This is a genomic window from Methanobrevibacter oralis (assembly GCF_001639275.1).
Classification (GTDB): Archaea; Methanobacteriota; Methanobacteria; order Methanobacteriales; family Methanobacteriaceae; genus Methanocatella; species Methanocatella oralis.
Genome location: NZ_LWMU01000073.1, coordinates 1 through 13,288, shown reverse-complemented (window position 1 = coordinate 13,288; position 13,288 = coordinate 1). Strand labels below are relative to the sequence as shown.

Annotated in this window: 21 protein-coding genes; 14 read left to right on the top strand and 7 right to left on the bottom strand. The window is 27.0% G+C overall.

From position 1 onward, the window contains the following. Positions 1-189: 189 nt before the first annotated feature. A complete protein-coding gene (locus tag MBORA_RS06400) occupies positions 190-621 on the bottom strand; it encodes a peptidylprolyl isomerase (protein ID WP_042693698.1) in 432 nt (143 codons plus the stop codon). Between the two features lie 75 nt (positions 622-696). On the opposite strand from MBORA_RS06400, the gene MBORA_RS06395 reads away from it, so the two are divergent. Continuing rightward, complete coding sequence (locus MBORA_RS06395; RefSeq protein WP_063720405.1) at positions 697-1,863, top strand: aspartate aminotransferase family protein; 1,167 nt, start codon at positions 697-699, stop codon at positions 1,861-1,863. Here the strand turns inward: MBORA_RS06395 and MBORA_RS06390 are convergent. Next, a complete protein-coding gene (locus tag MBORA_RS06390) occupies positions 1,860-2,264 on the bottom strand; it encodes an NUDIX domain-containing protein (protein ID WP_042693692.1) in 405 nt (134 codons plus the stop codon). The genes MBORA_RS06395 and MBORA_RS06390 overlap by 4 nt on opposite strands. Before the next feature lie 472 nt (positions 2,265-2,736). Here MBORA_RS06390 and MBORA_RS11355 point away from each other — a divergent pair, with 472 nt between their 5' ends. From MBORA_RS11355 to dapF, 13 genes are all read left to right on the top strand, one after another. Next, on the top strand, positions 2,737-2,865 hold the full coding sequence (locus MBORA_RS11355) for a hypothetical protein (RefSeq protein ID WP_269801124.1): 129 nt from the start codon (positions 2,737-2,739) through the stop codon (positions 2,863-2,865). A gap of 22 nt (positions 2,866-2,887) precedes the next feature. Then, complete coding sequence (locus MBORA_RS06385; protein WP_063720404.1) at positions 2,888-3,106, top strand: hypothetical protein; 219 nt, start codon at positions 2,888-2,890, stop codon at positions 3,104-3,106. A 194-nt stretch (positions 3,107-3,300) separates the two neighbouring features. Beyond that, positions 3,301-3,432 carry a hypothetical protein gene (locus MBORA_RS11350; RefSeq protein WP_269801123.1) on the top strand — a complete coding sequence of 44 codons (132 nt, stop codon included), beginning with the start codon at positions 3,301-3,303 and terminating at the stop codon, positions 3,430-3,432. A 568-nt stretch (positions 3,433-4,000) separates the two neighbouring features. Then, positions 4,001-4,531, top strand: a complete 531-nt coding sequence (locus MBORA_RS06375) for a zinc ribbon domain-containing protein (protein ID WP_042693688.1) — start codon at positions 4,001-4,003, stop codon at positions 4,529-4,531. 273 nt (positions 4,532-4,804) lie between these two features. Continuing rightward, positions 4,805-5,062 (top strand): hypothetical protein, encoded by a 258-nt coding sequence (locus tag MBORA_RS06370; protein WP_042693687.1) that lies wholly within the window; start codon positions 4,805-4,807, stop codon positions 5,060-5,062. Between the two features lie 86 nt (positions 5,063-5,148). After that, positions 5,149-5,289, top strand: coding sequence for a hypothetical protein (locus tag MBORA_RS10605; protein ID WP_156482700.1), 141 nt, complete (start codon positions 5,149-5,151; stop codon positions 5,287-5,289). Next, positions 5,279-5,755: a hypothetical protein gene (locus tag MBORA_RS06365; RefSeq protein WP_042693685.1), complete on the top strand. Its 477-nt coding sequence runs from the start codon at positions 5,279-5,281 to the stop codon at positions 5,753-5,755. Before MBORA_RS10605 ends, MBORA_RS06365 begins: the two co-directional genes overlap by 11 nt. A 16-nt stretch (positions 5,756-5,771) precedes the next feature. Further along, complete coding sequence (locus tag MBORA_RS06360) at positions 5,772-6,197, top strand: hypothetical protein (protein WP_042693684.1); 426 nt, start codon at positions 5,772-5,774, stop codon at positions 6,195-6,197. Positions 6,198-6,742: 545 nt separating this feature from the next. Next, positions 6,743-6,961, top strand: coding sequence for a hypothetical protein (locus MBORA_RS06355; RefSeq protein ID WP_063720404.1), 219 nt, complete (start codon positions 6,743-6,745; stop codon positions 6,959-6,961). 61 nt (positions 6,962-7,022) lie between these two features. Continuing rightward, a complete protein-coding gene (locus MBORA_RS06350; RefSeq protein WP_156482699.1) occupies positions 7,023-7,268 on the top strand; it encodes a hypothetical protein in 246 nt (81 codons plus the stop codon). Between the two features lie 58 nt (positions 7,269-7,326). Then, entirely contained in the window at positions 7,327-7,716 is a 390-nt protein-coding gene (locus tag MBORA_RS06345; RefSeq protein WP_063720401.1) for a hypothetical protein, read from the top strand. 167 nt (positions 7,717-7,883) lie between these two features. Continuing rightward, positions 7,884-9,167, top strand: a complete 1,284-nt coding sequence (lysA, locus tag MBORA_RS06340; RefSeq protein WP_042693679.1) for a diaminopimelate decarboxylase — start codon at positions 7,884-7,886, stop codon at positions 9,165-9,167. 11 nt (positions 9,168-9,178) lie between these two features. Beyond that, positions 9,179-10,036, top strand: coding sequence for a diaminopimelate epimerase (gene dapF / locus MBORA_RS06335; RefSeq protein ID WP_081738385.1), 858 nt, complete (start codon positions 9,179-9,181; stop codon positions 10,034-10,036). A gap of 14 nt (positions 10,037-10,050) precedes the next feature. Here dapF and MBORA_RS06330 read toward each other — a convergent pair whose 3' ends face one another. The 5 genes from MBORA_RS06330 to MBORA_RS06310 form a co-directional block, all read right to left on the bottom strand. After that, the gene (locus tag MBORA_RS06330) at positions 10,051-10,635 is read right to left on the bottom strand and encodes a HemK2/MTQ2 family protein methyltransferase (protein ID WP_042693676.1); all 585 of its coding nucleotides are present in this window, start codon (positions 10,633-10,635) and stop codon (positions 10,051-10,053) included. An 8-nt stretch (positions 10,636-10,643) separates the two neighbouring features. After that, the gene (rsmA, locus tag MBORA_RS06325; RefSeq protein ID WP_063720400.1) at positions 10,644-11,513 is read right to left on the bottom strand and encodes a 16S rRNA (adenine(1518)-N(6)/adenine(1519)-N(6))-dimethyltransferase RsmA; all 870 of its coding nucleotides are present in this window, start codon (positions 11,511-11,513) and stop codon (positions 10,644-10,646) included. Between the two features lie 4 nt (positions 11,514-11,517). Beyond that, positions 11,518-12,162 carry a DUF655 domain-containing protein gene (locus MBORA_RS06320; protein ID WP_063720399.1) on the bottom strand — a complete coding sequence of 215 codons (645 nt, stop codon included), beginning with the start codon at positions 12,160-12,162 and terminating at the stop codon, positions 11,518-11,520. Between the two features lie 167 nt (positions 12,163-12,329). Next, positions 12,330-12,674, bottom strand: a complete 345-nt coding sequence (locus tag MBORA_RS06315) for an RNA polymerase Rpb4 family protein (protein WP_042693674.1) — start codon at positions 12,672-12,674, stop codon at positions 12,330-12,332. 5 nt (positions 12,675-12,679) lie between these two features. Continuing rightward, positions 12,680-12,970, bottom strand: a complete 291-nt coding sequence (locus MBORA_RS06310; RefSeq protein ID WP_042693672.1) for a 50S ribosomal protein L21e — start codon at positions 12,968-12,970, stop codon at positions 12,680-12,682. Positions 12,971-13,288 lie beyond the last annotated feature (318 nt).

Genomic DNA, 13,288 nt, shown 5'->3' with positions numbered 1-13,288 from the left:
ATATTATACAACCGAAAATCAGTTAATTAACTTATTTAAAGATAAATTTTATGAAATTATTGGCTTCAAATCATTTTATGAAAATTGGCTAAACCTATATGGTAAAAATTTTTAGAGAAAAACTATAAATCAAATGTTAAAAGTTAGAGTAATTTCTAACTTTTACTTATTTATAATTATTAAAAAAAGTTATCTTTCTTCAATATATAATTTTTTCATGTGGTCGCCTTGTTCAATTGCATTAACAACATCTTGACCTTTAATTACTTGACCAAATACAGTATGCACTCCATCTAAGTGTGGTTGTGGTGAGTGAGTGATAAAGAATTGACTTCCACCAGTGTTTTTTCCTGCATGTGCCATAGATAATGCACCAGTACCGTGTTTATGAGGGTTTCCTTCAGTTTCACATTTGATAGTGTAACCTGGGCCACCTGTACCATTACCTACAGGACAACCTCCTTGAATTACAAAATTAGGTATTACTCTGTGAAAAGTTAATCCATCATAAAAACCTTCTTTTATTAATTTTTCAAAGTTAGCTACAGTTCCAGGTGCTTCATTTGGGAACAATTCTAATTCGATTATTCCTTTGTCAGTTTCTATTATTGCGACTTTCATTTTTTCACCTTTAAATTTTAAATAACATTAATACTATAATTACTTATTGATTAAGTATTTTATGGATGTTTTATTATGGATACAAAAAAGCTCATTGGTATTGAAGATAATTATTTTATTAATACATTTACAAGACAACCTGTGGTATTGGATCATGGAGAGGGAGTAAAAGTTTGGGATAAAGATGGAAATGAATATTTGGACATGTTTGCAGGAATAGCTGTAAATACACTGGGACATAATCATCCAAAATTAGTTAAAGCTATTAAAGACCAAGCAGAAAAGTTAATTCATATTTCTAGTATTTATTATAATGAACCAGCTCTCATATATGCTAAAAAATTAATTGATTTAACAGAATTTGATAGGATATTTTATGCAAATAGTGGTGCTGAAGCTAATGAGGGTGCTATTAAACTAGCTATTAAATACACAGGAAAAAGTGAAGTTATATCAGCTGTAAATTCTTTTCATGGAAGAACTATAATGGCATTAGCAGCTACTGGCCATGAAGAATATCATGAAGCATTTAAGGCGATTTTACCAACTGGATTTAAACAAGTTCCTTTTGATGATATTGAAGCTTTAAAAAATGAAATAAATGAAAATACAGCAGCTATTATAATAGAACCTATACAAGGTGAAGGTGGAGTTAATATAGCTTCTAGAGAATATTTTGTTGAAGTTGAAAAACTCTGTAGGGATAATGGTATTGTGTTAATTGTAGATGAAGTTCAAACAGGTTTTGGAAGATGTGGAACTTTATTTGCACATGAACTTTATGGGATTAAACCAGATATAATGACAATGGCTAAAGGAATTGGTGGAGGAGTTCCAATGGGTGGAATCCTTGCAACTGAGGAAATATCTAGTGCATTTGTACCAGGAGATCATGGAACTACTTTTGGTGGTGGACCATTAGTTTGTGCTGCAGCTGATGCGGTTTTAAATACAATCATCAAAGAAAATATTTTAGACAATGTTAATGAAGTTGGACAATATTTTATCAATGAACTAAATAAATTAAAAGAAAATCATGATATTATTAAAGATGTAAGGGGGCGTGGTTTAATGATTGGTGTTGAACTTACTGAATCTGGTGCCAAATATGTTGATGAATTAAGAGAGAAGGGATTTTTAATTAATTGTACTGCAGGCAATGTTTTAAGGTTTGTTCCACCTTTAATTATTAATAAAAAAGAAATCAATAAATTTATAAAAGCTTTAGATGAAACACTCTAAAGTTTCCAATTCTTTTTTTCTAATACTTTTTCAAAAGAACTTGAAAGTTCTAAGTCATGTATTCTATCTAAATCAGCCCACATCCAATCAACATGTTCATCACTTAATTTAAATTCACCAGAATTTATATTAAGCTTCATAACCATTTGAACAGTTTTTTTATGAGAATAATCTACTTGAACAGCTTCAAAAAATTCCTCTATTTCAACATCTAAATTACATTCTTCTGAAATTTCACGTAGTATAGCATGATCAAACGATTCTCCGGGATCTACTTTTCCGCCAGGCAGTTCCCATTTTTCAGGGTCTGTTTTTGAAGAGGGATGCCTTTTTAAAATTAAAATTTCATTATTTTCGTTTTTAATTATTCCACGCATTGTAAGACCAAAAAAACTTTCCATTTTTTTTACCTCATAATTCAGTTTATTCAATTATTTTAATATATTCATCGGAGAGTAGGGGACTGTCAATTGTTAGGTCTTTTGTATATAAATAGTGTTTAATTTTTCAATTCTGTCTATTTGGTCTTCTTTTTGATTTTTACGAAAGTTTTAAATACTATTTGTGTTTTTTATTTCAAATTTTTTATTTTTTGAATTTTATTAAATATCTTAAGCCCCATTTTTCCTTTTAATTATTCTTTAAATAATTTATTATTACTTAAATTAAATTTTAAATGTTAATTTTTTGTTATAATTGAAATAAGGTACATATAAGTTTATATAGGTTGGAAGACAAATAATTATATATGAAAACTGAAATTAAGTGCCTTCCATATCTTAGATTGGATGGCGAGCAATATATATTTATCGGTGATTTTAAAAATCCTATTCGAAAAGGATTTTTAGATAGAAAAAAAGCCTTGTTGAAAAAATGTTTATATTCATATTAATTCTTCCTATTGAATCAATATTGGATTATAATTATTTTGTTAATAAAAATGGTGAAATCGAAGAACGTTATCCTTATTGTAAACATTGTGGTTCTAAAAAAGTTTATTAAAAAAGATTTTAATCGGAGAATTTTGTACTTAGAATCTGGTTTAGCTGTTAAGGTAAAAATTAAAAGATATGAATGCAATGATTGTAAAAGAAAATGTCAATCAGAATTCTCTAAATATTATAATAAATACTGCAATTTTTCAAATAATATTAAAAATAAAGCAAAAAGATTACTCCAACATGGTTGGAAATCCTTAAGAAATCTTAAAAATGATTTTAAGGAATTATATATCATTAAATAATCATCTTTATGAATCCCATTAGAAAATACATATTTTGTAGTGATTCACTATACTGGTGTGATGAGGAATCATAACTCTCAGGATATTTTGGCTATGACGCACAATGGGTTATGCTAAAGGGCAAATGGTGGTATAGGCTTGATATATTTGATACATATAAGAAACATGCCTGTAGCATAATCAAATATCAAATAATGAATCAAATAGAATCGTTAAAAATTTTATTAACAAAAACATATCCATTAAAATACCGTAAAAGCAATAGTAACATGATTCAAAACAAGGATTATGATGAAATAATGAATGAATTAGGATTTGTTCACTAACATTGAATTAAAAAAAAATCATCCTGACCTCTTTGATTACAAAATTAAAAAAATTAAGTAAAAGACAAAAAAAAGACTTAGAACAAGAAATAAAAGAATATCTTGAAATATTTCACGAATTATTATAACCAACAAATTTTCAACAAAGCAATTTGTTATATTGACTTATTAAAAACGAATTAAAAAGGTTTCCCAAACCTTTAGTCAAATATTTAAATAAAAACTTTTTCTCAGAATATATAAAATTTTTAAAATTCTTAGAAAATCCTTTTAAAGAAAAACTAGAAAGAACTAATAATAAACTAGAAAATTATTTAGGAAATACATTAGATAAAACACAAAAAGAATTTATAGAACTCCAGAAGGCCTATTTGCTTATATAATGTCAGAAAAAATGGTTGGGTCGAAAACCAAAATCAAGACCTAACAAATTGATAGTCCCCAAAATCGATATATATATATATATATATATAAGATTTGAAACTTTATAATTAAAGTAAAAAATCATATTTAATATACTTAGAAAAAAATTAAATAATTATTTATTACTCAAATATAAGGTGATTTAATGGAAACTTTAGATAAATTAGGATTAATAATTACTTATGAAACTAAAACTATTTTTGGAATACTGGGGATAATATTGGGATTTATAATTTGGGCAATAGCTCCATATTCTGGACTTATAAATGTCATATTCTTAATTATACCTTCAATGTTATTAATAATTCCAAGTGAAACTGTGAAAAACAGTAAAATACTGGGAATTATTTTTATAGTACTATTATTAATTATAATATTCTCATTAAGTGGTTCTTATAATGATATTCCAGGTGATTTTTATACTGGAGTTGCGGGAGCTTATGTTAGAATGCAAACTGCTATAACTCTCCAAATAATATTATCGATTTATAATTTATTCTGTGCATTTTTATTAATAATTCCTTCTCAGCACAAGCACACTAAAGTTTCGACTCAAACATCAGTTATGACAAATAAAACTGAAAAAAATTATGATAAATTTTGTAGTGAATGTGGGGAAGGCATATATAATAATTCTAAGTTCTGTCCAAGCTGTGGGACGAAAGTAGATGAATGAAAATAATAGAAGTGGTTAGATGTGTTTGCCAGAGACATGTATTGAAATTCAATACTAAAAAACTGTAAAAAGAGATATGCTTAAATTAGAAGGAGAAATTCATAGTATATCAAATCAAGAATTAAAAATTTATGTAGCTACTATGATAAATGGGGATCGGAGTTAAAGATTAAAAATACAAAATTCTGTGATAAATGTGGTGCTAAATTAAAAGAGTATTAAATAGGTGGTTTTTTATGACTAAATTTTGCGACATTTTGCGATAAGTGTGAAATGGAAGTAAAACTAACATCAAATCCACAAAACAACTTTAACAATCCAAATATCTCTCTTGAAGTTAATGAGAAAAGTATGCCTATTGCAATATTCATTTCCTTCTTTTTAAATGGTTTAAGTATGGTATATGTAGAAAATATTTTAAAAGGAGTTGGATATTTTATTAGGTTCAATAATCATTTCTTTAATAATACCGTCCATTTTTTTGGACTATTAACATTTATTATTAGTATTATAATTTGGATTATTGGTTAATTTTAACTTATCAAAAGTTAATAACGTTAATCAGCAAAAAAGAATGTTATTAATGAATTATATGAATGATAATTAAAGGTGAGAAAATGGAAAAAAATCAAAAGATAATAATAGGTGCATTAGTTGTAATAATTGCAGTTATTGCAATTGTTGGTGCAGTAATGTTCATTGATGATATGAATAAACAGGAAAATCACAATTCCTGCCGAATATACTTTGGAAAGTAATGAATCAGGAGTTGAGACTTATAAAAATAATCTTAGTAATGGTTATAAATTAGAAATTAAAGAAGATACAAATTCTAAAGGAATTAAAAAAGAAGATATGTATGGCAGTATAATGAAATGTACTGTGGATGGTAAAAATTACATTATTACCTGTTATAATCCTGTTGATAAATCAAAAGAAGTATCTCCAGCAAATATGGTATTGTATGATGTTTCAGATATTAAAGTGCATCCAGGAGTAAAACCAGTTCAATGCGCGTATCAATCAGATGAAAATACTTTTCCAAAGATTATGACTCAAACTGATAATCCCTATGATTTAAAAACATTGAGTAATATGAATAGAACTGGTAATTTAAATGCTTCAAGCATTCAACAATATTTCCCACCGACATATACTGATGCTTGTAAAGAAATTAAAGAAAGAGATGATGCGTATCTTTTAAATAGATATTATGGAATCTAAATTAAGGAGAAAATATATGAAAATTTTAAACAAAATAGAATTTGTCTTAATTTTATTAATTTTTACAATGGGCTTTGTAACATCTGCAAATGTGCATGATTTCAAGTATCCGAATACATTTGAGAAAACTGATGATGGTGATGTTTATATTAATGATATGGGTCAGGGTATGATTGTTTATGAATATGATGATGTTTCAAAAGCACTTTTCCTAACAAATCATGATCAATATGTATGTGAATACTATGAAGATAATTATTATGCTTTCGCAGATGATGAAAATAATATGGGAGGTCTTTTAGAACTTGTTGAATATAAAGGAGATAAATACATTGTCATTTCAACAATTTTACTAGGCAATCTTGAATCTGAAAGCGGATATATCCAAGATAATATAGAAGAATTTAATAAATTAAATAATGTGGGACTGTCAATTTGTTAGGTCTTTTGTATATAAATAGTGTTTAATTTTTCAATTCTGTCTATTTGGTCTTCTTTTTGATTTTTACGAAAGTTTTAAATACTATTTGTGTTTTTTATTTCAAATTTTTATTTTTTTGAATTTTATTAAATATTTTTAGTCCCCTTTTTCCTTTTATTTATTCTTTAAATAACTTATTGTTACTTAAATTAAATTTCAAATGTTAATTTTTTGTTATAATTGAAATAAGGTACATATAAGTTTATATAGGTTGGAAGACAAATAATTATATATGAAAACTGAAATTAAGTGCCTTCCATATCTTAGATTGGATGGCGAGCAATATATATTTATCGGTGATTTTAAAAATCCTATTCGAAAAGGATTTTTAGATGGAAAAAGCTTTGTTGAAAAATGTTTATATTCATATTAATTCTATCCTATTGAATCAATATTGGATTATAATTATTTTGTTAATAAAAATGGTGAAATCGAAGAACGTTATCCTTATTGTAAACATTGTGGTTCTAAAAAAGTTTATTAAAAAAGATTTTAATTGGAGAATTTTGTACTTAGAATCTGGTTTAGCTGTTAAGGTAAAAATTAAAAGATATGAATGCAATGATTGTAAAAGAAAATGTCAATCAGAATTCTCTAAATATTATAATAAATACTGCAATTTTTCAAATAATATTAAAAATAAAGCAAAAAGATTACTCCAACATGGTTGGAAATCCTTAAGAAATCTTAAAAATGATTTTAAGGAATTATATATCATTAAATAATCATCTTTATGAATCCATTAGAAAAATTACATATTTTGTAGTGATTCACTATACTGGTGTGATGAGGAATCATAACTCTCATGGATATTTTGGCTATGACGCACAATGGGTTATGCTAAAGGGCAAATGGTGGTATAGGCTTGATATATTTGATACAATAAAAAACATGCCTGTAGCATATCAAATATCATATAATGAATCAAATAGAATCGTTAAAAATTTTATTAACAAAAGCATTCCATTAAAATACCGTAAAGCAGATAGTAACATGATTCAAAACAAGGATATGATGAAAATAATGAAATGAATTAGGATTTGCTCACCAACATTGCATATTTCATTTATATAAAAATATTTTAGAATCCATGCAATCTGAAATTAATAAAACAATAAAAAATTACAAGCAAGAATTAAAAAGAAAACATCCTGAACTCTCAGATTACAAAATTAAAAAAATAAATAAAGACAAAAAAGAAGACTTAAAACAAGAAATAAAAGAATATCTCGAATTATTTCACGAATTATTTAACCAACAAAATTTCAACAAAGCAATTCGTTATATTGACTTATTAAAAAATGAACTAAAAGGATTTCCCAAACCTTTAGCCAAATATTTAAATAAAAACCTTTTCCCAGAATATAGAAAATTTCTAAAATTCTTAGAAAATCCATTTAAAGAAAAACTAGAAAGAACTAATAATAAACTAGAAAATTATTTAGGAAATACACTAGATAAACACAAAAAAAATTTATAGAACTCCAGAAGGCCTATTTGCTTATATAATGTCAAGAAAAGATGGTTGGATCGAAAACCGAAATCAAGACCTAACAAATTGACAGTCCCGAGAGTAGCTTCTTCACTAATTATAAATACAATCACGATTAAAATTAAAAATATAATGTAACTTTTAGGAGCATAAATATGGATTTAAATATTAAAGTTAATGATAAAAATCACTTAGATATTGGTGGAGCAGATGCATGCGATATTGTGGAGGAGTTTGGAACTCCAACTTATGTAATTGATGAAAATAGGATAAGAGATAATTATAATAGATTTTATAATGCTTTTTCAAAATATTATCCAGATTTTAAAGTATTTTATGCATGTAAAGCTAATACTAATCTTGCTGTTATGAAAATTTTAGAAAGCGAAGGTTGTTGTATTGATGCAGTTTCACCTGGAGAAGTGCATATTTCAAAAATGTTAGGTTTTTCAGGGGATAGGATATTATTCACAGGTAATAATATAACTAATGATGAATTGAAATTTGTGCATGATGAAGGTGCAGTATTAAATATTGATTCTGTTTCAGCACTTAAAAGATTAGCTAAAATAGTTGATCCTGAAGGTTTAAAAATTTCATTTAGAGTAAATCCAATGGTTGGTGCTGGACATCACGACCATTGTATTACTGGAGGAGTGATGAGCAAATTTGGAATAATGGGCTTAGAAGCTGTTGAAGTATATTCATTAGCTAAAAAATTAGGTTTTACTCCTGTTGGTATGCATTCTCATATTGGATCTGGAATATTAGATCCTGAACCATTTAAATTAGCTATTGAATCCACAATGGATATTGCAGGAAAGGTTCATCAAGAAGCTGGAATTGATTTTGAATTTGTTGATTTTGGTGGAGGTGTTGGAATTCCATATACTCCCGATGAAAAATTATTAGATTTAGATAAATTTGCAGAAATTAACATTGCACTATTTAAAGAAAAATTAGAAGAGTTTGACATGGCTACACCAACTATGTATCTTGAACCTGGAAGATATTTAGTAGGAGATGCAAGTGTACTTTTGGTAAGTGTAAATAGTGTAAAAGAAAGTTATAGAAAATTCATAGGAGTAGATGCAGGTTTCCATACTCTTTTAAGACCTGCAATGTATGATTCTTATCACCATATTGTAGTTGCAAATAGAATGGATGCTCCTATTACTCAAAAAGTAGATATTGCTGGAAATGTTTGTGAATCAGGAGATTTATTTGCACGTGATAGATTAATGCCAGATGTTGAGGAAAATGATGTTTTAGCTATTTTAAATGCTGGGGCATATGGCTTTACAATGTCTTCAAACTACAATTCAAGACCATTGGCTTCTGAAGTGTTAATAACTGATGGCGAAGCTAATTTAGTACGCGAAAGAGAAAGATTTGAAGATTTATATGATAAACAAATAATTCCTTCTCATTTAAAATAAGTGATAATATGATGGATTTAAAAGGATTAAAATTTTCTAAAATGCATGGAATTGGTAATGATTTTTCTATAATCGATGAAAGTGAGGGGATAGTCATACCTGAAAGTGATAAAGCTGAAGTTTGTAGATTTTTATGCCATAGAAACTTTGGTGTAGGTGGAGATGGAGTTCTATTTGTAGAATCCTCTGAAGTAGCTGATATTGGATATAGAATGTTTAATCCAGATGGAAGTGAAGCTGAAATGTGTGGAAATGGCATAAGATGCTTTGCTGATTTTGTATATCGTAAAAATATTTTAAAACAGGAAAAAATGACTGTTGAAACTAAAGCAGGAATCAAAACGATTGAAATTTCATTAGAAAATGATGAACCTGTGCTATTTAAAGTTGACATGGGCATATCCACTTTTAAAACTCCTGAAATTCCAATGAATTCTGATTTAGATGAGTTTATAGGAGGTAAATTAAAAGTACTTGATCGTATTTTTGATTTAACAGCTATTAGTGTTGGAAACCCTCATGCAATTATTTTCGTCGATGATGTAGATGAAGTTGATATTAATAAATATGGTCCAGCTATTGAAACTCATGAATTTTTTCCAGAAAAAATAAATGTTCACTTTGTTGAAGCTATATCTAAAAATGAGGGTAAAATGATAACTTGGGAACGTGGTGCTGGAGTTACATTAGCTTGTGGAACTGGAGCGACTTCAACTGTTATTGTAGGTTATAAATTAGGACTTTTCGATGAAAATATTTTACTGCATTTACCTGGAGGAGACTTAAACTTTAATATTTATGAAAAAGAAAAAGCAATAGGGGCATTTATGGAAGGTCCTGCAACACTTGTTTTTGATGGGGAATTTTAAATTCTCTTTATTCTTTATTTAATAAAATATCCATTTATTAATGTTATATCTTCAAAGAAAAAATGCTCTTTTTTTACAATTTCTGCAATGAATCCTAATTCATATAAAATATTTAATGTTTTTTCATTATCTGAAAGTGAAGATTGAATTAGCTGGACAATTCCCCCATCATTTAAATGATTCTTCACTTCGTATAAAAATAAATCAATAATTTTTCTTCCATTTAATCCACCGTCAAAAGCATAATTTATGGTGTCTTCTATAATATCACCTTCTTCAGTCGGTAGATATGGAGTATTAAATAAAATTACATCAAACTTTCTATTTCCAACGGGCTCAAACAAGTTTCCAAAGAGTATTTCGATGTTATTGATTTTATTCAATTTAAAATTTGTTTTAGCTAGCTCACAAGCATCAAAATTGATATCTGTAACGGTTATGTCATTAGTTAATTTAGAAGCATACATTGCAACAATTCCAGTTCCAGTTCCAATTTCTAAAACACTTTGACCTTCATTTATTTGCAAATTATCTGCTAATAAATAACTATCTTCAGCAGGAACATAAACATTATCATGGGTATTAATTATAAAGTCCATTTGAACACCTAATAATTAATAGGATTTAATTTTCTTGTTAAATCAAGAATTTCTTCTGGCTTTAAAGTTATCACTCGTTTAGATAAATAATCAATTAAATCTTCAGAATCAATAGCATTAATTTTTTCTTTAATTTCTTTTTTATCAAGATTTGAAAACTCGTGGCGTGAATCGATTAAAGCATTTCTAATTTTTTTATTTCTATGTTGGAATAATGCTTTTGTAAATTTAGAATAAGTTTCAAAATCTTTATCACTAATAATTTTTTCTTTTGGTGTTAATTTAATGACACTTGAATCAATTTTTGGTTTTGGAATAAAACTTTCTGAGCTAACATCAGTTAGTTTTTCAATTTCACATTTAAAATATAATATTGCAGAAAGCCTAGAATAGTTTTTACTTCCAACTTTTCCATTCATTCTTAAAGCAAATTCTTTTTGATACATTAAAATAGCTAAATCAAAATCATAATTTAAAAATTTAAAAGTAATTGGCGATGAAATTTGATAAGGCAAATTAGAGATGATTTTATTAAATTTTGGAAAATCAACATTTAATGCATCATCATTAATTAACTTTACATTATCAATTTTATTATCTCTAAGTCGTTTTGACAATATATTACATATACTAGGGTCTTGTTCAATAGCTATTACTTCTTTTGCTCTTTTAGATAATTCAAGTGTTAAAGTACCAATTCCACTACCAACTTCTAATATGACATCACTTTTACAAATATTTCCAAAATCAATAATTTGATCTCTTTTATTTTTATCAATCAGATAGTTTTGACCAAGATTTTTATTTAATTTTATACCATGTTGGTTTAAAATATTTTTGGTTGTTTTAGATAAAGATTGAGAGTTACCATCATTCAATTTATCACTTTTTTCTTGGTTTTCTTTGATTTTTATTAGCTTTTGGTATTTGTGTAAATATGTAATATTTTTTTTTACCTTTTTTAATAGTACTTGTATCTAGTTCTTGTTGAACTCTATTTACAATCATTCCAACAGGATCGGTTAATGTTGGTACTCTTTCAGTAATATCTTCAAAACTTTCAAAGGGTTTTTCTTTTCTAGCTTCAATAATTTCCCACATGTATTTTTTACCAATTCCTGGAAGTAATTCTAATTTGTGAAGTCGTGTACTGAGTGCTCCGGCAGTATTGAAAAATTCAACATAGCGATCTTCATTTTTTTCAATAATATCTCTAATAGCATATTCAAGTTCTACTCTACTTGTTGCAGTTAAGTTTTCATAATCAAGTTTTCCAAGAACTCTATAAATTTTATCTCTTTTTCCCTTTCCAATATATACTGTGTCTTGGATTTCTAAATCAACTCCTTTTTTAGGAGCTAATTCGAGTAAAGTAAATCTTTCAGTACCAATAGCTTGAGCAATAGCTTTGCCATTAAATTTAGACATGTCTGAGGTGACATATCCTCGACTTAGATAATCAAGTACAACAGCATTTTCTTCTCTTTTTGCTGTTATCATTTTTTCATTGTTATTTTTATTATCCATGTTATCACTTCGCTATTGTTTTTTTTTGATTATAACTTAATAGATATAAACTTGCTAATAGTTTTATTTTTTAAGTGTAATAAACATAACTAAAAAAGTAGTAAATAAATAACTTATAGAATTAAATTAATTTTTTTTAAAAAAGAATAAGGTAGAATAGTTTATAACTATTCTTGAGCTTCATATTGTTCTAAAATTTCAAGAATTTGTTCCATTTCATCTGTAGTTGGTTGGTGAATTTCTTTATTAAAAATTAATCGTAAATCAGATAAATCTTTTGGAATCAAATCAACAATACGAACAGCAACTTTTTGTTTTATGTTAACTTTGTCTTGAAGTTCTTCAATAAGCTTTTCACTATCTTCAAGGGAATATCTTTTGAATCTGGAAAGATAGTTTAAAGTAATATTTTGTTCATAATTTAATTCATTATCTTCAGAATATTCTTCAAGAACTTCTTTGACTTCAGCGCCAGTTATTGGCTCGGTTTCGATTATATTTTTACCAATCATAGAACTCAGTTTTGTAATTTTAAGTGATCAGGTCTAATGATTAATTCTTTTGCTTTGTTACCATCATTTAATTCCACAATATATGCTTTTCCTTTTTTATCAGTAATTTTACCAGTTTTTCCGTGGAATCTAGGATGTGGTTGTCCTTTTTGTATACTTGGGTTAATAGTAATGTGAACTAAATCATTTATTTCGAATTTTTGGAGTTTATTTGTAATAGGATTTGTCCTACCTGCTCTTTGTATTTTAGTTAATTTTTTTCTTGATCTACTTTTAAATCCTCTTGATCTTTGCATTTATATTACCTCTAATCGATTATACTGGGTATAAATTAAAATCTATGCTATCAGCTACCTAGTATTAAAAAGCCCATAAATACTAGTAACATAGATATGTGAAAATAATTTACTAAATTACCATCAGTGATATGATAATATTATAATTTTAATTTTAAGTTATTAATATACTTTTAGTTTTTGTGCATTGCGGGACTGTCAATTTGTTAGCTCTTGTTTTCGTTTTTCGATCCAGCCATCTTTTTGGTGCATTATTTGATTGAATATTCCTTCTAATGTTCTGAATTTCTTTTTGTGTGCTTTGGGCATTGTATTTCC